We start from the raw sequence: 25,427 nt of genomic DNA on the forward strand, positions 1-25,427 counted from the left end.
TTAACCCATTCGGTGATAACTTATATATTTAGTGTAATCATTAGCTTGCACAATTGTTTCCTGTATTTGAGCTTAATTTTCATAAAATCAGCATAGGAATGAAGTATATTTACATTTTAAAGAAGATTCTTCTATGGAATGAATTTTGAACAGCACAGAATATATACTCGATAAAATTGATCGAAAGATTTTATCTGCTCTACGTCAAAATGGCAGATTGACCGTTGCGCAATTGGCAGAAGAAGTCGGACTTTCATCTTCACCCTGTTGGACACGACTAAAACGCTTGGAGACTTTAAAAATCATTGATGGCTATACCGCTAACATCAATCCTAAAGCGATTGGTATTAATGAATTGTTCTTTATTGAAATTACTCTAGAACGGCATGATGATGAAATTCTAGAGCAGTTTAGTCAAACCTTGGCGGACATCCCTGAAGTGATTGAGGCACATTTGGTAACTGGTGACTATGATTATTTGGTTAAAGTGGCAGTGAAAAACTCTGAACACTATGAACGCTTTCTAAGAAAAAAGTTGTATTCTATTAAAGGGATTCGTCATACACGATCCACTTTTGCGTTACGCCCACTCAAGTCTGCAACCACATCTGATTTAATGTTAATTGAATAATCAAAAACTCTTTTACTGCAATTTATACAAATCTATGTTTTAATACGCGCAGTATGAGATGAGCCTTATATGAGTATAGCGATGTCTATACGACTAGCCCTGCGTAAGCGGGGCTTTTTATTATCTGATTGAAATCATAAATTCATAATTACTGTATATAACTACTCATAAGAATGAATAAACTAATCAGTGTTATATTCATATTTAAGTCGACCATTTACTAAATTAGATTAAGATCTTTGTTTTATTGAGAATATGTTAAGCGCACTAGACTTCGACATAATCACTGTTCATTATTAAATCACATAATAACTATATTTTTGGAGTACGCTTCAATGGGGTTCAAACTCTTACCAACTATAATTTCAGTATCACTCACTCTTATTATTTGGTTTTTTATCCCAGTCCCGCAAGATGTCTCAGCGAATGCTTGGCTGCTGTTTGCCATGTTTATTGGCGTGATCTCTGCGATTATTGGTAAAGCCATGCCGATTGGCGCAATTTCGATTATCGCGATTGCACTTGTTGCCATTACTCGTGTTACTGCCGATAACCCCAGTGATGCGATTAAAGATGCACTAAGTGGCTTTGCCAATCCGCTGATCTGGTTGATTGGTATTTCGATTATGATCTCTAAGGGTTTACAAAAAACAGGCTTAGGCGCGCGACTGGGCTACTACTTTATTGCAGTTTGGGGCAAAAGAACCATTGGAATCGGTTACAGCCTCGCATTATCTGAACTGATTCTTGCACCCGTTACTCCAAGTAACACGGCACGTGGTGGTGGAATTATTCATCCGATTGTGCGCTCTATTGCAACGAGTTTTGACTCCGACCCAGAAAAAGGCACAGAAGGAAAAATTGGTAAATATTTGGCTTTGGTGAATTACCACTCCAACCCCATTACCTCTGCCATGTTTATTACCGCTACCGCACCGAATCCTTTAGTTGTTGAGTTGGTCGCAAAAGCCACCAATAGCCAGATTCATTTGAGTTGGACCACATGGGCTTTGGCGATGGTGTTACCCGGTATTGTGGCATTGGCTTTAATGCCAATTGCACTTTACTTTATGTACCCACCTGAAATTAAGAAAACACCGAATGCCGCTCAATTTGCCAAAGAGCGTTTAAAGGAAATGGGACCCATTACCTTACACGAAATGATTATGCTGGCTGTGTTTGGAATTTTACTGTTACTTTGGGCGGGCATTCCTGCAATGCTGTTGGGTGATATGTGGACTTTAGATCCAACTACAACTGCATTTATTGGTTTATCTCTTTTACTACTGACTGGTGTTTTAACTTGGGATGATGTCTTAACTCAAAAAAGTGCATGGGACACTGTAACTTGGTTTGCTGCATTGGTGATGATGGCTACCTTTTTAAATAAGCTCGGCTTGATCGCTTGGTTTTCAGGTGTTTTACAAACGAGCATTGGACAACTTGGCTTAACGTGGGTTCCTGCTTCCATGCTTTTACTATTTGCTTATATGTACGCCCACTACATTTTTGCCAGTACGACTGCACATATTACCGCCATGTTTTCAGCATTCTACATTGCAGGTATTGCACTAGGTGCTCCTCCAATGTTCTTTGCGCTGATTATGGCAGCAGCTTCAAGCATTATGATGACACTGACTCATTATGCGACAGGTACATCCCCTATTATTTATGGTTCAGGTTATACAACGCTTGGTGAATGGTGGAAAGCAGGTTTTGCCATGAGCATTATTAATATGGTTATTTTTATAGTTTTAGGTGGAATTTGGTGGAAGATGTTGGGTTATTGGTAAGTTTATTCGGTATAAAAAAGCCCCTTAGCTAGGGGCTTTTTAGCATCTGTATTTTCAAGAGACTAGGCTACATCTCTATTTATTGGATATACATCAATCAGGTTCCTTAATCAGGCTTAATATCATAAACCCAGTTTCGAGCCTGTTTGTCTGTGGTCGTTTCACAAACATAATAGTCATGATCCCATGAATCTTGATGGAAAATTTCCATTTTTCGGTAAGTGACTTGTTTGCCATTTTCCACACATACAAAGCTGTCACCTTGGTCTTTTACGGCAGAACCGTTAAGAAATCCACCTATACATAGGAAGCGGGATTGTTTGGCCATTTTCAAACCATCTAACTTTGATCATTTTTCAATACGGTGATTAAACGAATAATTAAAGTTTAAAGAAAAACTGTAGATCATACAAATTCAGAGAATTAGATATAAATACTTAAGAAGTAATCTCAGCCTACCTTTTCATTATTTAAAATTTGATACGTCATACCAAATGATGGGTTATATTTAAATGCCTCATCTAGTTCTACTACAGGAATCACAACAACTTTTTTATGCTTTTTTCCAAAAGAATCTAGTATACAAATCTTTATTTTAGTTCTTTTATTCTTTACTACAGGTGACATAGCACCCCAACTCTCAGCCTGCTCGAAATAAACGATGCCATTAGTCCCCTTACCTACTTCAATAAACTTTTCAACTGTATTAGGAGAAAGCTTATTTAATTGGGTTAAAAATGGGTAAACTTTTACACTATCACCAATTTTAATTTGAAAATCATCCAAAGCAATGGTTTGATTTTTTATCCAAAACCATCCCAAACGATACTTAACCCAATTCAAGCTAAATGGAATTATATTCCATTTATATGCTACATGTATTTTTTCAATGCTTGATGGCAAATTACCAACATTTTTAAGATCCAAATAAAGAGCTATAGCTGTAATATGTGCTTCATACCCATTATAAATTCGACCAGTCTTAAATGTACAAGCAAATGTAGGTCCATCAATCGTATCAATTTTGAATTTTGGTTTATTATTTAAATATCTTACAATCCAGCTAAAAATTGCAACAACAAGCCCGAATAAAAATATAAATAAAGCCAATACACCTTGATTTTCATTCAGATAAGCAGGATCTATGTATTTTTCCATTTATTCCTTGATATTAAAGATTTAATTATAAAAATAAGGGCTGATTACTCAGCCCTTATTTTTAACTCATTTAAACTTAATTTTCAATTAATTAAGTTAACTGAGCAGCAGCAATTTTCTTCGTATCTACTTGATCAGCAGCATCAGTATATTCACCGATACGGTCAAAGTTTAAATACTTGTAGATATCTGAAGACATGCTGTCAATTTGAGCAGCATATTGTTGGTATTCTTCAGGAGTTGGTAACTTACCAAGAACCGCAGCTACCGACGCAAGCTCAGCAGAAGCCAAGTAAACGTTAGAACCTTGACCTAAACGGTTAGGGAAGTTACGAGTAGAAGTAGACACTACAGTCGTGTTTGGTGCTACACGTGCTTGGTTACCCATACACAATGAACAACCAGGCATTTCAGTACGTGCACCAGCTTTACCATAAATGTTATAGAAGCCTTCTTCCATCAATTGGTGCTCGTCCATACGCGTTGGTGGAGCCAACCATAAACGAGTAGACAATGAACCGCTTGGTACTTTATCAAGTAACTGACCAGCTGCACGGAAGTGACCGATGTTCGTCATACAAGAACCGATGAATACTTCATCAATTTTGTCGCCTTGAACATCAGAAAGAAGTTTTGCATCATCTGGATCGTTCGGGCAGCAAAGGATAGGTTCTTTGATGTCAGCAAGGTCAATTTCATACACTTTGGTGTATTCAGCATCAGCATCAGCTTTAAGAAGTGATGGGTTAGCCAACCAGTTTTCCATGTTCTCAACACGGCGAGCCATTGTACGAGCATCACCATAACCTTGTGAAATCATCCACTTAAGCATTGTGATGTTAGAACGTAGGTACTCAGCAACTTTCTCTTCAGAAAGTGTGATCGCACAACCAGCAGCAGAACGCTCAGCAGAAGCGTCAGAAAGTTCGAATGCTTGTTCAACTGTCAAATCAGTTTCCATTTCTGACAAGTCGATTTCTAAGATACGACCAGAGAAGATGTTTTTCTTACCTTTTTTCTCAACAGTAAGATCACCTTCCTTGATTGCATAGTAAGGAATTGCATGTACAAGGTCACGTAAAGTGATACCAGGCTGCATTTTACCTTTGAACTTCACAAGAACTGACTCTGGCATGTCAAGTGGCATAACACCAGTTGCTGCAGCGAACGCTACAAGACCAGAACCCGCTGGGAATGAAATACCAATTGGGAAACGAGTATGCGAGTCACCACCAGTACCTACTGTATCTGGAAGAAGCATACGGTTTAACCAAGAGTGGATAATACCGTCGCCTGGACGTAAAGAAACACCACCACGGTTCATGATGAAGTCAGGAAGCGTGTGTTGCATTTGTACGTCAACTGGCTTTGGATAAGCAGCAGTATGACAGAAAGACTGCATAACTAAGTCAGCAGAAAAGCCCAAGCAAGCTAAGTCTTTTAACTCGTCACGAGTCATAGGACCAGTTGTATCTTGAGAACCCACTGTAGTCATCTTAGGTTCGCAGTAAGTACCAGGAATTACACCTTGACCTTCTGGAAGACCACATGCACGACCAACCATCTTCTGAGCTAAAGTGAAGCCTTTGCCAGTTGCAGCAGGTTGTACTGGAGTACGGAATAAAGTAGATGGAGCAAGACCTAAAGCTTCACGCGCTTTAGCAGTCAAACCACGACCAACGATCAAGTTAATACGACCGCCAGCACGTACTTCGTCTAGAAGCACTGGAGTTTTAAGTTCAGATTCAGCAATTTGTTCGCCGTTTTTGAACGCAGTTACTTTAGCCGCAGCGTGATCGATCTTAAGAACGATTTCGTCGCCCATGTTCATGTTCGCAACGTCAATCTCTACAGGTAACGCACCAGCGTCTTCCATAGTGTTGAAGAAAATCGGAGCGATTTTAGAACCTAAGCAGTAACCACCGTCTTTTTTGTTCGGAATGTGCGCGATTTCGTCACCGAAGAACCAAAGTACAGAGTTAGTTGCAGACTTACGAGAAGAACCTGTACCAACAACGTCACCTACGTAAGCAACTTGGTTGCCTTTCGCGATAAGTTCTTTAATTTGGTTAAGTGGACCAACTTCACCAGCAACTTCTGGGTTGATACCATCACGTACGTTTTTCAACATCGCATTCGCGTGTAATGGGATATCTGGACGGCTCCAAGCGTCTTGAGCTGGAGACAAGTCATCAGTATTGGTTTCGCCAGTTACTTTGAATACTGTAAGTTTGATTTCTTCAGGAACATCTTTACGGCTAGTGAACCATTCAGCGTCAGCCCAAGATTGAAGAACTGCTTGTGCATTTGCATTGCCCGCTTTCGCTTTGTCAGCAACGTCATGGAATGCATCAAATACAAGAAGAGTTTTCTTTAACGCTTCAGCAGCTAAGCCAGCCAATTCAGCATTGTCTAAAAGCTCAACAAGAGGTGCTACGTTATAACCACCAAGCATAGTGCCTAGTAAGTAAACCGCACGTTCTTTAGAAACTAATGGAGAAGTCGCTTCACCTTTTGCAAGAGCAGCCAAGAAAGCAGCTTTTACATATGCAGCTTGGTCAACACCCGCTGGAACACGGTTTTCTAGCAAGTCTACTAAAAAAGCCTCTTCACCAGCTGGTGGGTTTTTTAATAATTCAACTAATGCAGCTGTTTGAGCATCATCAAGTGGCTTCGGTGGGACTCCGAGTGCGGCACGTTCTTCAACGTGTTGGCGGTAAGCTTCTAGCACGGTGTTATTCCTCTTTTTTAAAAAATTACCTATGAATTCCAGCTTATTCAAAGCTTCACAGATAATATGGACAGCAAAATTTTACTAAAAATCCAGTCAAAAGTTAATGCAAGTAAAGTGTTTCTTTGTGATGCTCATTATTTTATGGCGAAATGATGAAGCTCAAATGACATAAAAAATAAACAAAATGGTTATCCAGTACCCCAAAAACGTTTTAATTGAATCAGGCATAAAAAAGGCAAGCTTGATCTTGCCCGATCTACTTATAATTGAACATACCACCTTAGTGGACACTCGTGTCCTCTAAATGTGCCGCCAGTTCAGATTTATCTTCTTAAAATTAGATCTAAATTTGCTATATGTGCAACTTCATAGATTGCACACTGGCTTAAGCGGTTTTCAAAGTATAAATTTTTTGATGCCTGATCGGTTAGCTATTGAATACGAACTGTGTCCCCCAAGCTTCATTCCTAAAGGCACCCTCCAATTACGATACAACCTGTTTTCCATCTTAAAGTTGTAAATCAACATGATTTAAGAAAATAGCGAGATCCATAACCCACCCTGTTGATTGTTATTCTTGGATTCAACTTTTATTCAAAAAAGTTAGATTTTTTGTTCTGGAATTAGCACAAGTTGAAGTGAAATATGCTTAGGCTATTATTTAATTGATTACAAAAGGCTCTTTTAATTATTCACGACCTTTTGAAGTCTAATTCTCCATATTATAAAAAAAGCTTTGTGCAACTTTCACACAAGGCTTTTGCTTTACTCTGATCCTAAAATCAAAGCTTGAATTTTCAGAAAATTAGTAACATTAGAATTGCTTATACTCTGGCAATTTATCATGCGGAGTGGCTAAACACTTTTCAGTGATTTGTGCTTTAATTTGGTCACGTGCAGCATCTTTATCTTTTTTGATTTGCTCTTCAGGCAGTGCATAAACTTGATCAATAATGTCTAAAATGAATGTTTTGGTAAATTCATCATCAATTTTATTGGCATGTTCAACGGCTTGTTCTTTTTGAATAGCGCTTTGACGATCTAGCATAATTGAACGTGCGGCATTACCCATACTGGTGCAGTATCCATGCCATTGCTCTTCAGGAGTCAATGGTTTCTTCTCTGAACATCCTACCAGTGCGGCTATGACAGCCAACAAATAAACTTTTTTCATGCTTACTCTCCAATTTGCGCTCTATGATAGTCAAACTTTTCAAAATGAAGAACCATTACTGACTTAAATGTGAAAAAAATCATCATTTCCCCGCTTACTAGGAAAACAGGAAATTTCTCGCCCTCCGTTTAAATTATTCTGCAATCCTTTTATGTATGAACATTTTGCTACATGAAAATATCGTCATCTAAAAATATGCATTACAAAAGAACAAAACGAAGATCACAAGCTTGTTTAAATAAAAAAGCCCATCCAATGATGAGCTTCTATATTTACAGTTTATTCAATATGCCAATTTTAATTGACTGAGTGAATATCTAATTCTTCATTTTTTGCCAATATCACAGAAGAGATAATTGGAATCCCCAAAATAAATGGTACAGCGAAGATCCAGAAGATCACGGTGTAGTGTGGATTAAAGAAGAATTGAATTACTATTGCCGCCAAGATTAATACAGAAAATAAAATCGCTGCAAAACGCATTACAAATTTAATTGGCATAGTGATTATCGCTCAAAATTAGCTAGTCCATTTACTATACACCTACTTTTAATAGGGTTTAATTGATTTTTGGTATCTAGTGCCTGTTATTTATAGATTTTCTTGATCTACACATCAATTCAATATGCAACATCAAAATACTGTAATGAAACCTGAAAAAATATAGCCTCTAGATAGAGGCTATATTTATTAAAATAGATAAATTAGAAACGCCAATTATAGAAGAAGTCTATCGCACGATCGACCGATTGGCTCGCCTCCATGTACAACTTCTGGTTCATTTGATAACGCAAGGTTAATTTGTTAACGGGTGTAAATACGCCCACGCCGTAACGAATATAAAGATCAGGGGTGATATACCCCGTGACACTGACTTGCGTGTCATCTCCAGTACCTTGCGCATCTAAAGCCAAGCCACTTAAACCAAAAGATTGACCTAACTGATTGGTGAAAGCACGTGTACCACCCAAGCCCATACTAATCCCAGCGGCAGCAATGGTATTGTTTACGTCAGAACGGAATGTTTCTGACTGGTTAATATTATTTGCACCTTCATTAATACGACCTGTAATTAACGCATTCATTGCTTCTTGTTCAGTCAAGCCACCATCATTATACACTTGAATATTCGGGTTGCTTGCCGTACCCGTTACTCGCACCCCAACAATGGTGCCTTGAATAATTTTATTGGTATCAACATCTAAAGTTGGATTTGCCAAAGGACCATTAAAACGGGCAATAGCACGGTTTAGGTCTAAACTCTGACCATACGCTTCGATTTTAACTTTTTGACTTACCCCGATTGCACCATTAGCACGCATGGCGGTTTCAACACCACGTTGGGTTAAATACAAACGTCCTAGCAATGGAATTCGACTATTAAAACCTTGGAAGACCACTTGCTTGCCCAGATTAATCATGACATCCGCTCTAATATCCCAAGGGCGTGCTGACTTCAAGATGGCCAACTGATCTTGACCTTGTTGCACAATGCGGACATCCGAAGAGACATCGACCACTGGTGCAGAAGCTTCAGGCATTGAAATTAATGCACGTGGCACATCCACATCACCTTTTAATACCAGTTTTTTCTGGAAAGGCATCACATCAAGGCTGAAATCAGGTGTTACCAATGCCGTAATTAACGGTGCTTGACGAATAAGTAAATTATCGCCTTTGAGGTGTAGCTGAATTCTTGGATCATTTTTCCAATCCACACTACCAGTTAACTTTCCTACCCCTTGTCCACTATTAAATGCACCATTGATGGTGGCATGATCACCACGAATAGACGAATAGACTTGTATATTGTTGAGGTTAATTGGCAAGGAAATCATACTGATTGCGCCATCTTTCAAGCGCATTTCACCCGAGAGTCGTGGTGCAAGCAATTCTCCACTAATCTTACCTGCATAAGATAAAGTGCCACTTAAAGTACGAATATCCTGAATAAAAGGTTTGAATACTTTCAATTGCACTTCGTTAAAGGCAATTTCACCTTGAATAGGCTTGTTTTGCTTGAATGGATCAATAATAACATTGGCATAACCCGTACCTATTTCAGGTGTTTTCATATCAAAACGAAGTTGCAAGCCTTGAGTCACACTTTTCGCATTGACTGAAATCTCATCGTAACGCAGTGTAGAACCCATATCTTGCTGATCTTCAGCTGCAATGCCAATTACGCCCTGACGCGATACCATCCGTGCATCAATTTTCGGTTTGCTGCCTTGCGCCCAAGATGCTTTGGCATAACCATTGGCTTTACCGGTAATCGCCAGTCCTTGTGGCATAAATGCAGCAAAGTCATTTAAATCGAGGTTTTTGGTGACAAAGGAAATATTACCCTTGGCTTTGCTAATACGAACAGGTTGATCAAAACACAACTCACTTTGTTGGCTTGCCCAGCAATGCGCGCCCACAAATAATTCCGCAGTATTTTGGTTGTATACCACTGAAGCATTTTGACGTTGCACCAAGCGTACTCGTACTGAGTCGAAGTCACCTTTTTGAATCTGACCTAACCACGAGTTTTGACCATTAAAGCCACCCGCCAGCTGTACATAGAATTTACTAAATCGGTTATTGCCTTGTACTTTTAACACATGCGCTTTACGTGTACCTGCGAGCGTAACAATCCCATTTTGAATTTCACTGTTACCGCTGCGTAAATTATTCATTTCAGCTTTCAGCAAGCTTGGTACGGTTTCAGAAGCGGGTAATTGCCCTTGAATACGCAATTTGCGCATACTGAGCAAGTTACCAAAACGGAAATCATCGACAGCTAGATTGGCAGTTGCTTGTAAGCGTGGCTGAGACTGAATATTGAGATAACCATATGCACGCCCCCTTAAACCACTGTATAACTCATACAAGGCTGGCGCGTTGATTTTTAAACGTAAGTTCTGCGCATTACCAGTCGCCTGAATTTGGTTCTTGGCATAAGATATGTATAAATTATTGGCTTCAAATTGTTGTGGCAGGAAGCCCTTTTGATTGTTATTCAGCACCAGAGCCAAATTCCCTGTACCCCGTACAGGTTTGTTATTGATATAGCCTGCAACATTCAATTTCTGAATATTGATCCGCTTTAAGGCATCTGACCAGAAACCTTCAGTCTGAACATTTCCTGACAGCTCCCCTCGTAGCATAGAAACAAAATATTGCGGCTTAAATCGAATCAGGGACGCATTAATATTCCAACCAATGCCTTTACTTAAATCTAGCTTACCTTGTGCAAGAATTTTACCTGCCGCACCATCATGCTGTAATTGATCAATTTTCAGTAAAATTGGGGTGCCCGAAATTTTAACTTTTAACAGACCATTACTTTCTTTGACTTTGCTAGATTTCAAAGCACCATCATAATTCACAGCAAAACTTTTAAAGCCGCCACCCGCTTTAACATCATGGAATAAAACTGCAATGGTACTTTTACCCGTTAATTGCACCGTTTCCTGTTGCGCCTGCTGCGGCATATGTCCAGTCAAGTTAATCCCTTTCAGCTCAATGATGTGCTGATTTGGCTTAGCATAACCATTCGCCTGTATTTGACCATTAACCAAATCGACTGGTGCAGCGGCAATGACAGTTTGCGGATTAAAATCCTGAGCTTTAACACTCGCATCCCATTTCAATTGAGCCTTATCGGTCGGTAATACCACATTGGCTTGTCCACTCAAACTACCTTTAGTGGCAACATAATTAAAACTTGGAACTTTCAATACATTGTTCTTCAGTTCTAATTGAGCTTTATACTGACCTGCAGGCAATAAAGCAGTTTCATGCTGCTCCACATTAGAAGCCACTGTGATATTTTGCTGACCTTCAATCAGTCGAATCTGCACATCACCTGACTCGCTCTTTAACCAGCCAATATAAGGCATCGCACGGTCAATATCCTTCCACGCGACATCAAGCAATATCGGATTGGCTTGTTTAGCTTGAGCTGGATTCTGATCAAGCTTTAAATTCCAAGTTTCATATTGGTCAAAGTCCAACATGCCTGTAAGATGCAAGCCTTTTTCTAAACGGCCTGTGGAAGCAATTTTTGCATCCAGACTCGGTGGAAGGAAATCCCTGACGAATTGAGGAATAATCTTATCTTTAGGATTGATCTGGTTTAAGCGACCATTAACATCCCAATGTACATTTTTTTCCCAACTCACCAAACCTTTTACATCCACAGTGCCGTTCATCACCTGACCTTTAAATTGGTCAATGTTCAATTGATGCACCAAGTCGGTATGCATGACGGCGGTATATTTTCCTTTTGGCAGATTTTGCCCAGATACATCCGTCGACAAACCTAAATTCAGGCGTTGAATATCGCCTTGATAACGCAATACCCCAGCTTGAGTAAAGAGTTTTTGTGCAGTCAGCAATGGCCAGTGATAATTTTTAAATTCTAACTGACCAAACATCGGAACATGATTACGCACGGGATGCACCACCCCCCAACCAGAAACCAAATCGGGGGTGTTGGTTGCAAACCCTGCAGCGATGGTATCTAAGCTCCCTTTGGCAACCACCTGAATATCATGAACATTCAGACTGTTGTTTAAGGCAGGGATATTAACTGTCGCTTTCGCGTTAAGAGGATATTTACCATGAAAATCCATATCGCCTGTGGCATTACGAATTGAAAGGTAACCCATATTCACCCGAGAATCTTGAAACTCAAGTTTGGTGTTTGACCATAATGCTTCATTCAATTCAATATCATTAAAATTGACCGCTGCTGCATGCGTTTTAATTAATAAATGATCGACATCTGCATGATCCAAACGCAACGTAAATGGCAGTTTAATGTCTTTGAACTTAAAGGGTTCACTACTCGGCGGTAATTTGGTAATGACTTGTAGATTGCGTACATCTGCATTATATAAATGGATTTCTTTATGTACTAAAGCACGCCAACCCAAGCTGACTTCTGCACGATCAATTTTGACATCCACCGCAGACAAGGTCACCAGTACATTTTTTAAAATAATTCCTTTTAACAGATTGCCGCCTTCATATTCATAATGAATAATCTGCTGGCGTTCTAACACACGGTTAAGTAAAAACTTGCTACCTTTATCCGTCGAAAACATGATGGCAAAAGCAGAAACAAGCAATATCACCAAAATAAGTAGCGTTAATAACACGCTCCTAAAAACACGACGCTTTTTAGGCACTGGTGATTCGGGTAATTCTTGTTTTTGCTGTTCTTCTTCAGCCATAACCTTCTCAAGTTTGAAATTAAGTTAAATTTTTAAAGTGGTGAACCAATAAAGAAATGTACACGAATTGGATGATTTTCATCAGAAATACCTGATGCGACATCAATACGTAATGGTCCAATTGGAGATTCCCAACGTACCCCTAAGCCAACGCTATATTCTGTATCGTTACTAAAATCTTTGTCATACGCATTACCAAAATCACTAAACAAGGCTGCACGCCATCCCTGTTTAAATTGATAATTGTATTCAAGCGAACCAACAGCGAGTGCTTGCCCCCCAATTTTATAACCATCAACCTCAGGTGATAAATCTTTGTAATCAAAACCGCGAATCGACTGATCCCCACCCGCAAAATAGCGCAAATTATATGGAATTTTATTAAAGTCTTCCGTCAGGATATAGCCTAAATCGCCACGACCGACAAATTGATGGTTATTGTTTTCACCCAATGAATAAATAAAACGCCAACCTGCATTTAAAATTGCCATATCTGCATCTGAAATTAAAGCCTCACTGCCGACTTCAACTTTATAGATTTGTCTAAAACCTTTGCTTGGATTGACACGCTTATCGGAATCAACACGTGAAGCCTCATAACCAACCAATAATGACTGCTGTTCAGTATCAGAGCTGGCTAAAAATGCATCTGGAATCTCGCTTTCATCAACCACACCATTTTGGGTTAAACGGTCTAAACGGTAACGCACACCAAAGGTATGCTGCCAATTCCCCATAGAACGTTTAATAACACGGTCTGCACCAACAACTGCTGATTCAATGGTCAAGTTATTGCCTTGAGCAACACCATCACGCTCCTCACGTTCATAACCACCCACCAAGCTAATGTAATCATTTAATGGATGGTTATAAGGAATATTATAGCGGGTATCAATCGCCTGACGAATTTGCGACACCTCTAAGTTGGCATCAAAAGAGTGACCACGTCGGTTTACAATCGCGCGTCTATATGTGGTTCTTAATCGTGGACCTGTATCGGATCCCCAGCCCAAACCAACTTCCGCACTGTTGAGTCGGTCAGCATTCATCGTGACAATGACAGGGACTTTTTTCTCATCACGCGCTTGGACTTTTAGACGCTCTTCCTCTTGTTCACGCAGCTCTTGTTGTGAAAGTTGAGCTTGTACCTTTTCATTACTGTCTTGATTTTCTATTCCTGCAAACTGATCTTCATTGGCCACAGACTGAGTGACTTCTTTCGCAGAATTAATATCTTGCTGATTTTGAACTTGAAGATCGCTGCTGGCAATTTTTTCCTGATCGACCAAAGCTTGTAAGTCAGGTGGCAGTTCTAACGGTACAGCAAGCGGATCGGGACGTACCGCATCAACCAAAGTAAAATTGAAGTAACGCGAGTTGGTTAGATTATTGGCTAAGGTATTCACACGCCACAATGCATAATCAGCACCATCTTCCCATGGCACCATCATTTTTAAGATGTCCATGTCTAATGGGAAAGGCTTGGATGGATCGCTCATGCGAAATTCAGCACCCGCCAACTTATAACGCTCTCCCGTTTCAAAGCGCAAATTAATATCAGCCGTGTTTTCTGGCTGAGCAACTTTGACATCATGTAAGCGCCAATACGCATCAAAAAAACCGTTATTGGTCGCAGCTTCTACAATCCGCTTTTTGGTATCTTCATATAAACCATGATTCAACACATCACCAATATCCAGTTCGGGTAACACACTAATAACCTGAAATTGTGGACGTTCTGCACCCGCACCACTAAACTCAATCGTCTGATCAGCGACCAATACGGGAGCATTCGGTTTAATGGTTACTTTGACACGACTGTCACTGGTTTTCTCAAAACGAAACTCTGCCTGATAGAAACCAACCGCCTGTGCAGCAAGATTGGATAAACTTTTTAATTGCGGCAATGCAGCGTTAAAGTCTCCATATGCTTCTTGCGTAAAGCTGGAAAGTTTGCCACTGACGTTGTTTTTTAAGTTTAAGATGGCTTGCTGATATTCTTTATCGGGTAAATCTGGATTGGTATTTTGTGCATCTACAATCACAATATCCGCTTTAATACGCGGAACTTTTGAGTTCACCAACTCATTTTTTGGTGGTCTGATTTTATGATACCAACGCTTAAAGAATCCCTTTTCTTCCACTTCAGGCTGTGCTTCAAAACTTTGTTCAGCTAAAGTTTTTCCAGACTCATTGGCTTCAACAACAATCTTGCTGTCTGCCTGAATACTATTCATCAACTGATCAACATTGACAGGAGCCTGATTAATTTCAGTCAGCTCTTGCGGGGTTGGATTGCGTACCACAACCTCTTGAGTCTGACCTGCGCGATATCTTTCCGCTTCAGCTTTGGCTGCATTGGCTTCATTATAAATTTCATTTGCCATACTCTGATCGACAGGAGTATCTGGTAACTCATCCAAATCTTCAAAAGTAATCGGCTTAAAAGCTTCAATTTGATCAGTATGCTGGATTTGATGCTGCAACATCGTATAACTATCTGGCGTACCCGCTTTATTTTGATAGTTTTGAATTTTTTCTTCTTGTTCAGAGCGACTCAAGTTTTGCGCATCCGCCTCTGCCTGAATCTGGGCATTTAACTCATCTTTTTCCGCTTGTTCAATGCTGGATACAACCGCATTTTCAGGTTGGACTGTCCCCACTTCTTGCGCGAAGCCATGTTGGGCAAAAAACATTAAAAAGGCACTCAAACACAGACTTTTATTGGTATGATTCAACTCCAAGATAGAGTTCATACTTAGTGTCAGAGTCGACTTTTTAAAATTCGTTTTTACAAGCATAGAATACTCTAAACTCATGACGGGTCTAATCAACAGCCCTTCGTATTTGTAATGAAAAGTTTAAAATTTATACTGGCTAAAGAACTCAATTTTATTGATTTTTTCACCACAGCATAGGATTAAAATATCATACATGATTTTCTTTGCTATTTTACCAGATGCTCACATTTCTTAATAAAACTTTATGAAGTTCACATTGTCATGGAAAAAAAAGAACATCTTTTAAGCACTCGTCGTTTTTTACCGATGTTTGTGACGCAGTTTTTAGGCGCATTGAACGACAATGTCTATAAACAAGCCTTATTACTGGTGATTACTTACGGCTGGATTAATCAACAAAGTGCCAGTGTGAGTACGCTAAATAACCTGGCAGCATTGCTGTTCATTCTGCCTTATTTCATCTTTTCAGCGACTGCCGGTCAAATTGCTGACAAATATGAGCGCGCAAGTTTGGTTCGTGGTATTAAAATTCTTGAAATTATTATCATGCTGATTGGTAGTGCTGGCTTTTTATTGGGTCATCTATGGCTATTACTGCTAGCACTCTTTCTGATGGGGACACACTCGACCTTTTTTGGACCCATTAAATACGCCATATTGCCTGAAATTTTAAAACCGAATGAATTGATGTCAGGCAATGCCCTATTTCAATCAGGTACGTCCATGGCAATCCTGATCGGGATGATTTTGGGCGGTGCAGTCATCTCTGCTTCTGATGGAAATTTACTCTGGATCAGTCTCACCATTATAACAATTGCAGTTTTAGGATATTTCTCCAGTCGTTTTATTCTCAAACAGAATGTTACTACACCAGATTTAGAGATCGACTGGAACTTTTTCCGCACCAGTTTTCAAACCATCAAATATGCCAAGAGCATTCCACTTATCTATTTAGTGTTATTAGGTAACTCATGGTACTGGTTTTATGGTGCAACCTATTTAACCCAGATCCCGCAATTGACACAGCAAAACCTGCATGCCTCTGAAAATGTCGTGAGTCTACTGCTCACCTTTTTCTCTGTAGGGATTGGTATTGGTTCATTGCTATGTCGCAGAATTGGCGGCACAGAAGTCAACCTCAAAATGGTGCCGATTGGTGCCATTGGCTTAACGGTATTCGCACTTTATTTAGCAGCAAGTTTGGCCTTTGTGCCTGAACGCTCAGGCGAGCTTTTACATTTGGCAGATGTGTTTCAGCAAGGTTGGAGTTATTACCACGTGATGCTGGCTGTGACCATGCTGGGTATTAGTGGAGGTTTTTATATTGTTCCACTGTACGCCATGATGCAGGCATATTCTCCACGTTCCCATCGGGCGCGAGTGGTGGCTGCGAATAACATTCTGAATGCAGTATTTATGGTCAGTTCTGCTATTTTTTCCATTATTATCTTAAGTGTCTTAAAAATTGATATTAAAATACTGTTCTGCATTACTGCTGTGCTCAGTGCAATTTTCAGTATTTGGCTATTGATTCGTTTAAAGCCACAACTGAATACAGCTCAAGTTTCTTTAGAGGATTAATCCTATGCGTCACTATACGGGCATCGATAAGCTCATTCACTCTTTTGACCAAGCCTTGCGTAGTTTAGTACCGGGAGCAACTGCGGCACAACGTGAGAATCCTGCTGCACCTGAAGAAACCCATTTGGCAGTCAGTGAAGCACGTCATGTTGCGGGATTAATGCGTGTCAATCACAGTGGTGAAGTGTGTGCTCAAGCACTGTACCACGGTCAAGCACTGACCGCTAAACTTCCAAATGTCCGTCGTGAAATGGAACAAGCTGCAATTGAAGAACAAGACCATTTGGCTTGGTGTGAAGATCGTTTGAAAGAACTCGATAGCCATACCAGTTTACTGAATCCAATTTGGTATGGGCTGTCTTTTGGTATGGGGGCAATTGCTGGTATTGCGGGTGATAAATACAGTTTAGGCTTTGTTGCTGAAACAGAACGTCAAGTCAGCTTACATTTGCAACATCACATTAGCCAACTCCCAGCACAAGACTCACGCTCGCGTAAAATTCTAGAGCAGATGAATGAAGATGAACTGCATCATCGTGATACAGCACTTAATGCAGGCGGTGTAGACTTACCTGCCCCTGTTCGTATTACTATGACTGCAATTTCCAAATTAATGACCAAGACCAGCTATTTTATTTAAACAGATCAACCGTCTTGATCAATAAAAAAGCAGTGCCCTATCGCACTGCTTTTTTATCAATCCGATTATTTCAGTAGCAGCATGTTTCCAGCTTCCTGTAAGTTGCCCGTGTACTTGGCTTCCATAGAAGGATTGCTCGGATAACTTTGACCATTAAACTTCAAAACAACTTGTCCCATACCTCTTGAATACACAGATAAATCTGACCAGCCTTGTGTTTTGCTATTTAAAGCATAGATTGGCACATCGGTAACCGTCATTTTACTCAGCGGTTGGAACTGATCGTGACTTATGCCTTTAAAGACCAGCACAGTACAACCACCTGAACCACACCAATTAGTTCCTCTCAACATCACGACAGCATCCTGAACACCATCTTGATTCAAATCATAAAATGCATATTGATATAAAGGTTGTTCATGAATCGTCATATAGACCGCTTGTTTGAGTGCAAGCAACATGGTTTCATCACCAGCTAAATCAGTCGATGACGTTGGAGGTGGCATAGTTTCAGTATTTTCGACAGGTGCATTTGAACTACACCCCACCACTAAACTACTGAATAATGCATAGACAAAAAAACGTATTTTCATGATAGCAAGTCTCTAATTGGCTGCTTTAGCCCTCATTTTAAAACAGCAAGACCACGTGCCACGTTTTTATATGTTAACAACTTCTAAACATTTCACCGTTGGAAATTGATGTTGCGACTCGGTGAATAAAGGATGAGACCAAACATCTGCCATCGGAATTTGAACATCCAAGGCGAGTGGCAGTTTTTTTGGATTAAATTGCATGTGCACCAAAGACTCACCCCATGCAATCAGGTCAACATCTAATGTAATCTGATGCGATGGACGCACACGACCTGAATTGGCTTCCCATTGTTTTAATTGGATGATGATTTGCTCAGGCGTTAAGGTTGAATGCAGTAAGCAGGCTGCATTCCAGTAGTCTGCCCCTACACCATCACGGCAAGGAATAATATAAATTTTTGAGAACTCTACAGCACCAAGCCCACAAATCTGTTGATAGGCATAGCGAAAATGTTGCTGTGGATTAAAATTACTCGCCAGAGCTAGGGCGAAAATCGTTTCGGTGGCGTTCAATACGAATTCCTACAGAATTGGCTTCTGCAATAATGGCAGGCTTACGAATAATAATTTTAATCGATTCTATCGCAGGATAGGTAGTAAAAAGCGCATTCAGTACCAATTTTGCCGCATGTTCGATCAATTTTGGTTGGGCTTTTTGAATCACTTCAGCAGATATGCTGCAAATTTCAGCGTAGTTCAAGGTATCTTCCAGCTCGTCTGAACTTGCTGCGGCTTCTAAACTGGTACGAATGGTCAGATCTAACATCAAAGGCTGAATAATTTGTCGTTCCCAGTTAAAACAACCGACAACGGTATTGACCTTAAGACCTTCAATGACAATCGCATCCATGATTTAACCCTTAAATTGCAGACCATTCATGACCCAATGCTTCACACATCTGCCATGAATGGATTAATCAAAATTTGAATCTTAATGTTTCAACATCAAACTTGGATCGGTAGTTTGCACCATTTGCAAACGCTGGTCTGCATAAATATCGGTATACGGTGCTAGGACGCGCATAAATCGATCGAAATACAACATTTGTTTAAACAGCAATGCGAAATCACGCGGGAAGCGAATACCATGACGCTCACCCACAGCCACCATATCCATCATGATGTCATTTAAATCTGCTGGATTAGAGCTTAAGATTTCTTGCGGATCCGCCAACAACACCCCACTAAATAAGCGCTCTAAATCTGCCGCCAACACTTGGGTATCGATGGCGACATCGGTCATGCCCATCTTCAGCATATTTTCAGCCATAAGCTTGTAGTCAGTTCGCTGTAATGCATCCATAAATGCCATACAAGCTGTCCAGACTTCAGGTTTTAATTGACCCACAATACCGAAGTCAATAAAACCAATACGCCCATCTTCCAGCAGCATTAAATTGCCTGCATGTAAATCTGCATGGAAACTGTTACACATCATTAGACTGCCAAACCATGTGTTCATTGCGGTAATGAGCACTTGGGAAGGATCTTTGGCGTATTTTTTTACCACTTCAAAGTCAGTCAAAGACACACCAAATAAACGCTGCATGGTCAAGACACGGCGAGTTGAATACTGGTGATAAACCTTGGGAGCAGTCGCGGCTTTGTTATTTGTGACATTCAGGTAATTGACGAAATCATCAATATTCTGCGCTTCTTCGATAAAATCGACCTCACGTACCATACGGATTTTAATTTCATCAACAATATCCGCCAATGAAGCAAACTTTACCTTAGGCACCGCTTTTTCAAGAATTTTGGTTGCCCAATGCAACACATTCAAATCTGTGTAGAGAATGGTTTCTACGCCAGGTTTTTGAATCTTGAGAACCACATCTTCGCCTGTGACCAGTTTGGCTGCATGTACTTGCGCAATTGAAGCGGATGCGAGTGGCTTTTCATCAATTGATGCGAAAATTTCATCTAGGTTACGCCCAGCAAATTCAGACGCCAAAACCTGCTGTACATAGCTAAAAGGCAATGACGGCGTTTGATCTAAACAGCCTTGAAATTCTTCAACAAATTCACGCGGAAATAACGACGGCGTGCTGGCAATAAACTGACCCAACTTAATATAAGTTGAACCTAGATCTTCAAAGGTTTCACGCATTAACTTAGCATTACTCGGCTTTTCAGTCGCGTATTTAAAGCCTGCTTTCGCCGCTACAACTGCGGTTTCCCCCATACGGGCAACGGAACGCAGTCCATCGAGCCAGATATTATTTTTCATCATATTTAAATGTGGTTAAAAGTGCATAACGCAGAGTTTAGCAAATATTTAAGTGTTTAAGGATGATCTTGCCTGACAGTCTGGACAATTTAAGTCTTTCTCAAATGTCAAAATACGTTGTTTCATACTCAAGCCATCCCATAACATCAGTTTTTGCAGTAATGGCATACGATTTAAACCAAGATACAACAATGCATGGTGTGCTTGTAAACTTGCCATAACATTCGGTGTAGTCGAAAGCACTCCAGAATCTGCACAACGTAGGCTCTCATTGGCATGTTGTTCTTTAGGAAATAGGCAGTTATAGCACGCTGAATCGCCCTCTACCATAAACAGTTGACCTTGAAACCCGATGGCTGATGCACTGATTAAGGCAATATTCTGCTGTCTACATATCTGGTTGACCAAATAGCGCGTACTAAAGTTATCACATCCATCCAGCACCAAATCTTGCGAGCTGATCAAGGACATGGCATTGCTTTCATCTAATTTAGCAACATGAGGCTCAACTCGAATATACGGATTAATCTCAGCAAGACGCTTGGCTAGAATTTCAGCCTTATAAAAACCAATATCTGCCTGTGTAAAGGCAATCTGTCGCTGCAAATTACTGATCTCGATATGATCAGGATCAATCAAGGTAATTTTACCAACACCAGCACGCGCCAATAACTCGGCTGTAGTACACCCAATTCCACCACACCCCACAATCAGCACATTGGCAAGTTTCAGTTTTTCTTGTGCATCTAAATCCCAGCCATCTAATAAAATTTGACGGCTATATAAATGCATTTCCTCATCTGTTAATTCCAGATCATGTTCAGAGATCAAGTTCACTTTACTTCCGCTGTGTATTGTTTGAGACTCTTGCACATTATAAAGGATAAGCATGCTAAAGCTGTTAGGTTTTAGATTACTTAGTTTCGCCTAAAATGATAGGGACATCATCATTTAGATAGAATATGAACAGTTGTAAAACGAAAGCTCGGGACGAATCTGCTTAAATCAGGTATGCTGAATTAAAATCCAATAATGTATAAACTTCGTACTTCATGAAATTATATTATTCTGCTTTTGTTGCCTGCACTTTAGCCGCTGCATCTGTCTATATTTATGCTGCGCAACAAGATTCAACGTCCTTTAATGTGAGCATTACCATTAAAGAGATGTGTAATATCAGCACCATGCAAGGTTCAGACCTCGATTTTGGCACAGTCGATCGTGCCTCCAAAACCAACTTGCAGAACAGTCAGCTTGCTGTCACCTGCACCCAAGGGACACCGTATAATATTGCGCTACAAAGTCAGCGAAAAATGATTGCTGCGGACTCTAATAGCGCCAGTATTCCCTACAACCTTTATCAGGATGCCAATCGTACAACCTCTTGGGGAACGGATAGTCTCAATGGTTATCACGGTACGGGCACTGGACGTGTTCAATCGGTACCCGTCTGGGGTGCCGTAGAGCGTGCAGATACAGATGTTCCCGCAGGTGTTTATAGTGACAAAGTCACTGCCGTTATTACTTATTAATAGGTTAATGTCACCGTAATGGTATCTTGATATTCCCCCGGTGGAACCATGACTGCACTTTGTGGGACTTTGCCATAAATCTGGATCATTTGGATTCCATTTGTACCTGTACCCTGCGACGGATTGCTGTTGCTCCAAGTTTGGTTATAGCTGGCATCTTGATACAACTCATATCCGATATAGTCAGTACCATTTCGCATTCGACGTGTGGTGCCATCATAATTTAAACCTTGATCCAACCCCACTTTCCATGAAGTATTTAAAGGACAGGATAGTGTCAATGAAGCTGAACCAGTAATAGTTTTGCTTAAGTTATCAATTTGTCCAAAATTCAAATCAGTCGCAGAAATTAAACTACAACTATTTTCAAAATTAGCCGTTACATACAGACTATTTGTACCAGGTTTAGACTGTGTGGCAGTAATTGCATCTTCTTTACTTGGCTGTTCATCTTCACTAAAAGCATAGAGCAAGTTCACTTGCGTATTATTGTTATTATCAAAACTGCCTTCGCTAACATTTTGACCCGAATACACCAAACCATAAATAGGTATCGTAAAAACTTTCTGATTTTCATTCACAGAAAAGGTTTGATAGGTACAATTTAATGTCGAGGCGCTAGCTTGCGTATCAATACGTCTAGTCAAAGCTGCATCATAAAATAAATCGTAACTCAAATAACTATGTACTGCTCCATACTTCACCATTAAACGTCTATTATTCAGCAACCCTAAACCACCCGCAGTGATATATGGACAAAGTGCGACATTGACGGTTTGAGTGTGATTGTACTGATTACAGGTAATTTGTAAGTTTGCATAATTACTTTTCCCTTTTCCTGTCACCGAACCAAAACTTAAGGTTGTACCCGACAACCAGCACGATCCTGAATTTTTAGCTGCATGTGCAGAACTACTGGCTATTTGCGAACCAAGTATAACGATCAGGCTAATTATCCAATACATAAGTGCCATCTTGACCATCTTTTTAACTTTAAAACTACACATGATCACTGACACGGCACACTCCCCAAATCAATAAAACCGTATTGATGACTAAAATCTGGCAGAACCAGCTTACAAACAACACCTTCATGTTCAACAAAAAGCTGCTGCGTTGATGGATTTTCAATATAGATCATACCATCACGACCGACGATGGTATGTTCTGTAGAGCTAATATCGGGTATAGTCTCTTGCACCCAAACACGACTGCCCATTTTTAATGGAACACCTTGCGAATCTGTCGCACTCAATTGAACAGAACGCATTTTATAAATTGGAAAATGCAGCGATACCCCACTAGCACTATAGGGCACGGCATCTATACGAGTGGTTTCAATTTTATATTCTAAAGGTAAATCCAAAGTATCAATTGAAATATCATTGTGCTGATATGGATTCAGCGCATCGATCAGCAGCAAGCCTTTACGATTGGTTTTACCAACTACCCGATTTTCTAAACGAACTGGAATATCCGATACCCCTTGGGTTGAAACCACTGCAAAGGAGTTTAGGGACTGTCTCATTGGAAAAACAGATTTTTCCATCATCACCAAACTACCACGTGCTGAACCGACCACAGTGGTGTAATCTTCCGAATTAATCTTCGCATTTTGTAGGCCGACATCCCATTCCCCGATTTGGGTTTCACGCTGAATCTGACCTTGTACGCTATAGTTATGGTTATCGCTATATTCAAGATTGGTTTGCCAACCCCAGTCATCTTCATTTTGCTTGGCTGTTTTACGCATGTTGGCTGAAATTTTATTGCTGTCTGTGTCTTGTTGAGCACTGACTGTGGCATTGGTCTGACGATCCAAAGGGATATTTAAAGATAAAAAGAAGGTATTTTCTTGATCATTTAAATTACGGGTCATGTTGAAGGTTAAGTACTGACGTGAAGGAAAATAATAAGACCAGTTAAAGACTAAATATTCGTTCTCGCTGCTCTGATATTTTTGTGCCACATAACTACCGCCAAATTGACCAAAATCGGTATTAATCCCTAAAAAAACATGGTCCGACTGTTTAATATAGTCATAACCCAACGCACTCGCCAAATCCCCATAATTGCCCTCTGTTTGCTGATGATGCAAGGAAAGATTGAGATAAGGATTATTCCACTCATAACCGAGCGCATAAGATTGCCCAGTTTTTTGATTCAACTCACTATAACTATAAGAGCCGTTTAGAACTCCCCAAGTCTTAGGTAGGCGATGCACAGCTCCTAATCCTGTGAGTGCAACATCTTTTGAATACTCAATATGACTTTCTAAGGTGGTGTCATTACTTAGACCATGCCTTAACGTTGCATTTGCTACAGGATCATCTCCGTAACTAAAGGATTTGACTGCATAATCAAGTTTATTTACCCCAAGATTCAGCTCCCAATCTGACAAACCTTTTTGCAGTAATTGAGTGGTTCCAAACAGCGAGAAATTTACAACCCGCTGCTGACCATTTAAATCGGTAATTAATAACTGTGCATTACCTGCACCCGTGATTGAGGGCGATGCCTGAATATCAAATTGTCCAGGTAAAACTTCACTGGTACTTTGTTGAATGCCATTAATGAGTAAATCGACAGTCGAAGGTACGAGCACCGAACCTTTAAAGGACTCAAGGGGCGAAGTCACTTGATAAGGCTGTAAGTTAAAATTTCTTGCGATTTTAATGCCCGAAATACGGGTTGAGCGCGTCCAATCTAAAGCACGCGACTGGCTATCCCCCACGGTCAAAGTAATGGCTTGGTCAGTAAAATCTTTTTGCCAATAGGTATCTAGAATTTGGCTAGAAAATTCATCCGTGCTTTGAGTTTTAGTAAACGCATGATTGGCAGAAATACTGAAAATATTGCCCGTACCCATGCCAAAAAATCGCAACTCATTCCATGCACTGAGTGACCATGCATCCTCTGTTGCTTGAGAATACACATCATAATTGAATAAAACACCAGGCTTAACCTGATCAGGATTCACTTTTGCAGGTGGAATTTGTACATAGCCTGAAGATGTATGTCCTTGTAAAGCATCTACGGGAACCAACAAGTCTATATGTTGCTCTGCCGCATTAAAGTTATAGCTGAGCCCTTTTATCTGCGATAACGGAATAAAGCCACCCTGATGTGGCGCATCAGCAGCATCGACTTTGAGTTGTAGTTCTTGCAGTGTCTCGCGGGAAATCAACAAATCTTGTGGTGTTTGAATGAAATGCCCATAGACCGAGCTTGAGGCTTGATTCACGACCACACTTAAAAAGAGTTCTTGTTGCTCAACAGTATCCGACCTTGGCATGTCTGCATCACTGGCAAACACTAGCTGAGTATGTAAAGCATAGGTACTCAGTAGCAGCTTAAAACAGATGCTACGATAAACAGAGGTGCTCATGGCA

19 protein-coding genes are annotated in these 25,427 nt (G+C 40.2%); 5 read left to right on the forward strand and 14 right to left on the reverse strand.

Translation table 11 applies throughout. From position 1 onward, the window contains the following. The first annotated feature begins 145 nt into the window (after positions 1–145). Complete coding sequence (locus ACWQ4X_RS07735) at positions 146–631, forward strand: Lrp/AsnC family transcriptional regulator (protein WP_100241727.1); 486 nt, start codon at positions 146–148, stop codon at positions 629–631. A 335-nt stretch (positions 632–966) separates the two neighbouring features. Further along, positions 967–2,424 (forward strand): DASS family sodium-coupled anion symporter, encoded by a 1,458-nt coding sequence (locus tag ACWQ4X_RS07740; protein WP_457903240.1) that lies wholly within the window; start codon positions 967–969, stop codon positions 2,422–2,424. A 106-nt stretch (positions 2,425–2,530) separates the two neighbouring features. Here ACWQ4X_RS07740 and ACWQ4X_RS07745 read toward each other — a convergent pair whose 3' ends face one another. The 7 genes from ACWQ4X_RS07745 to ACWQ4X_RS07775 all read right to left on the reverse strand — a co-directional run bounded on the left by ACWQ4X_RS07745 (position 2,531) and on the right by ACWQ4X_RS07775 (position 15,516). Further along, a complete protein-coding gene (locus tag ACWQ4X_RS07745) occupies positions 2,531–2,752 on the reverse strand; it encodes a hypothetical protein (protein ID WP_457903241.1) in 222 nt (73 codons plus the stop codon). Positions 2,753–2,874: 122 nt separating this feature from the next. Beyond that, a complete protein-coding gene (locus ACWQ4X_RS07750; RefSeq protein WP_457903242.1) occupies positions 2,875–3,582 on the reverse strand; it encodes a hypothetical protein in 708 nt (235 codons plus the stop codon). A 91-nt stretch (positions 3,583–3,673) separates the two neighbouring features. Next, the gene (locus ACWQ4X_RS07755) at positions 3,674–6,313 is read right to left on the reverse strand and encodes a bifunctional aconitate hydratase 2/2-methylisocitrate dehydratase (RefSeq protein WP_142768602.1); all 2,640 of its coding nucleotides are present in this window, start codon (positions 6,311–6,313) and stop codon (positions 3,674–3,676) included. A gap of 817 nt (positions 6,314–7,130) precedes the next feature. Further along, positions 7,131–7,490 carry a hypothetical protein gene (locus ACWQ4X_RS07760; RefSeq protein ID WP_100241732.1) on the reverse strand — a complete coding sequence of 120 codons (360 nt, stop codon included), beginning with the start codon at positions 7,488–7,490 and terminating at the stop codon, positions 7,131–7,133. A gap of 297 nt (positions 7,491–7,787) precedes the next feature. Further along, positions 7,788–7,991: a hypothetical protein gene (locus ACWQ4X_RS07765; protein ID WP_142768601.1), complete on the reverse strand. Its 204-nt coding sequence runs from the start codon at positions 7,989–7,991 to the stop codon at positions 7,788–7,790. A gap of 203 nt (positions 7,992–8,194) precedes the next feature. Next, positions 8,195–12,715: a translocation/assembly module TamB domain-containing protein gene (locus tag ACWQ4X_RS07770; RefSeq protein ID WP_457903243.1), complete on the reverse strand. Its 4,521-nt coding sequence runs from the start codon at positions 12,713–12,715 to the stop codon at positions 8,195–8,197. 32 nt (positions 12,716–12,747) lie between these two features. Next, positions 12,748–15,516: a BamA/TamA family outer membrane protein gene (locus tag ACWQ4X_RS07775; RefSeq protein WP_457903244.1), complete on the reverse strand. Its 2,769-nt coding sequence runs from the start codon at positions 15,514–15,516 to the stop codon at positions 12,748–12,750. Between the two features lie 201 nt (positions 15,517–15,717). Here ACWQ4X_RS07775 and ACWQ4X_RS07780 point away from each other — a divergent pair, with 201 nt between their 5' ends. Then, positions 15,718–17,037, forward strand: a complete 1,320-nt coding sequence (locus ACWQ4X_RS07780) for an MFS transporter (protein ID WP_457903245.1) — start codon at positions 15,718–15,720, stop codon at positions 17,035–17,037. A 4-nt stretch (positions 17,038–17,041) separates the two neighbouring features. Next, the gene (gene coq7 / locus ACWQ4X_RS07785; RefSeq protein ID WP_457903246.1) at positions 17,042–17,677 is read left to right on the forward strand and encodes a 2-polyprenyl-3-methyl-6-methoxy-1,4-benzoquinone monooxygenase; all 636 of its coding nucleotides are present in this window, start codon (positions 17,042–17,044) and stop codon (positions 17,675–17,677) included. A 65-nt stretch (positions 17,678–17,742) separates the two neighbouring features. Here coq7 and ACWQ4X_RS07790 read toward each other — a convergent pair whose 3' ends face one another. The 5 genes from ACWQ4X_RS07790 to ACWQ4X_RS07810 all read right to left on the reverse strand — a co-directional run bounded on the left by ACWQ4X_RS07790 (position 17,743) and on the right by ACWQ4X_RS07810 (position 21,295). Continuing rightward, positions 17,743–18,270: a hypothetical protein gene (locus tag ACWQ4X_RS07790; protein ID WP_142768596.1), complete on the reverse strand. Its 528-nt coding sequence runs from the start codon at positions 18,268–18,270 to the stop codon at positions 17,743–17,745. A 66-nt stretch (positions 18,271–18,336) separates the two neighbouring features. Beyond that, positions 18,337–18,786 carry a 2-amino-4-hydroxy-6-hydroxymethyldihydropteridine diphosphokinase gene (locus ACWQ4X_RS07795; RefSeq protein WP_457903247.1) on the reverse strand — a complete coding sequence of 150 codons (450 nt, stop codon included), beginning with the start codon at positions 18,784–18,786 and terminating at the stop codon, positions 18,337–18,339. Continuing rightward, a complete protein-coding gene (folB, locus tag ACWQ4X_RS07800) occupies positions 18,743–19,123 on the reverse strand; it encodes a dihydroneopterin aldolase (protein WP_100241740.1) in 381 nt (126 codons plus the stop codon). Before folB ends, ACWQ4X_RS07795 begins: the two co-directional genes overlap by 44 nt. A gap of 81 nt (positions 19,124–19,204) precedes the next feature. Further along, a complete protein-coding gene (locus ACWQ4X_RS07805; RefSeq protein WP_457903302.1) occupies positions 19,205–20,503 on the reverse strand; it encodes an ABC1 kinase family protein in 1,299 nt (432 codons plus the stop codon). 48 nt (positions 20,504–20,551) lie between these two features. Further along, the gene (locus ACWQ4X_RS07810) at positions 20,552–21,295 is read right to left on the reverse strand and encodes a HesA/MoeB/ThiF family protein (protein ID WP_457903303.1); all 744 of its coding nucleotides are present in this window, start codon (positions 21,293–21,295) and stop codon (positions 20,552–20,554) included. A gap of 260 nt (positions 21,296–21,555) precedes the next feature. On the opposite strand from ACWQ4X_RS07810, the gene ACWQ4X_RS07815 reads away from it, so the two are divergent. After that, complete coding sequence (locus tag ACWQ4X_RS07815; protein ID WP_457903248.1) at positions 21,556–22,035, forward strand: Csu type fimbrial protein; 480 nt, start codon at positions 21,556–21,558, stop codon at positions 22,033–22,035. On the opposite strand, the gene ACWQ4X_RS07820 is transcribed toward ACWQ4X_RS07815, so the two are convergent. After that, positions 22,032–23,000, reverse strand: coding sequence for a Csu type fimbrial protein (locus tag ACWQ4X_RS07820; RefSeq protein ID WP_457903249.1), 969 nt, complete (start codon positions 22,998–23,000; stop codon positions 22,032–22,034). The two genes, ACWQ4X_RS07815 and ACWQ4X_RS07820, sit on opposite strands and share 4 nt — an antisense overlap. A 44-nt stretch (positions 23,001–23,044) precedes the next feature. Then, a complete protein-coding gene (locus ACWQ4X_RS07825; RefSeq protein WP_457903250.1) occupies positions 23,045–25,423 on the reverse strand; it encodes a fimbria/pilus outer membrane usher protein in 2,379 nt (792 codons plus the stop codon). Positions 25,424–25,427: the final 4 nt, after the last annotated feature.

Source organism: Acinetobacter sp. NigerLNRRAM0016, assembly GCF_054112845.1.

Coding starts and splice junctions, on each gene's coding strand:
- ACWQ4X_RS07740 (WP_457903240.1), top strand. CDS start 967: ATGGGGTTCAAACTCTTACCAACTATAATTTCAGTATCACTCACTCTT.
- ACWQ4X_RS07745 (WP_457903241.1), bottom strand. CDS start 2,752: ATGGCCAAACAATCCCGCTTCCTATGTATAGGTGGATTTCTTAACGGT.
- ACWQ4X_RS07750 (WP_457903242.1), bottom strand. CDS start 3,582: ATGGAAAAATACATAGATCCTGCTTATCTGAATGAAAATCAAGGTGTA.
- ACWQ4X_RS07760 (WP_100241732.1), bottom strand. CDS start 7,490: ATGAAAAAAGTTTATTTGTTGGCTGTCATAGCCGCACTGGTAGGATGT.
- ACWQ4X_RS07765 (WP_142768601.1), bottom strand. CDS start 7,991: ATGCCAATTAAATTTGTAATGCGTTTTGCAGCGATTTTATTTTCTGTA.
- ACWQ4X_RS07770 (WP_457903243.1), bottom strand. CDS start 12,715: ATGGCTGAAGAAGAACAGCAAAAACAAGAATTACCCGAATCACCAGTG.
- ACWQ4X_RS07775 (WP_457903244.1), bottom strand. CDS start 15,516: ATGCTTGTAAAAACGAATTTTAAAAAGTCGACTCTGACACTAAGTATG.
- ACWQ4X_RS07780 (WP_457903245.1), top strand. CDS start 15,718: ATGGAAAAAAAAGAACATCTTTTAAGCACTCGTCGTTTTTTACCGATG.
- coq7 (WP_457903246.1), top strand. CDS start 17,042: ATGCGTCACTATACGGGCATCGATAAGCTCATTCACTCTTTTGACCAA.
- ACWQ4X_RS07790 (WP_142768596.1), bottom strand. CDS start 18,270: ATGAAAATACGTTTTTTTGTCTATGCATTATTCAGTAGTTTAGTGGTG.
- folB (WP_100241740.1), bottom strand. CDS start 19,123: ATGGATGCGATTGTCATTGAAGGTCTTAAGGTCAATACCGTTGTCGGT.
- ACWQ4X_RS07805 (WP_457903302.1), bottom strand. CDS start 20,503: ATGAAAAATAATATCTGGCTCGATGGACTGCGTTCCGTTGCCCGTATG.
- ACWQ4X_RS07810 (WP_457903303.1), bottom strand. CDS start 21,295: ATGCATTTATATAGCCGTCAAATTTTATTAGATGGCTGGGATTTAGAT.
- ACWQ4X_RS07815 (WP_457903248.1), top strand. CDS start 21,556: ATGAAATTATATTATTCTGCTTTTGTTGCCTGCACTTTAGCCGCTGCA.
- ACWQ4X_RS07820 (WP_457903249.1), bottom strand. CDS start 23,000: ATGTATTGGATAATTAGCCTGATCGTTATACTTGGTTCGCAAATAGCC.
- ACWQ4X_RS07825 (WP_457903250.1), bottom strand. CDS start 25,423: ATGAGCACCTCTGTTTATCGTAGCATCTGTTTTAAGCTGCTACTGAGT.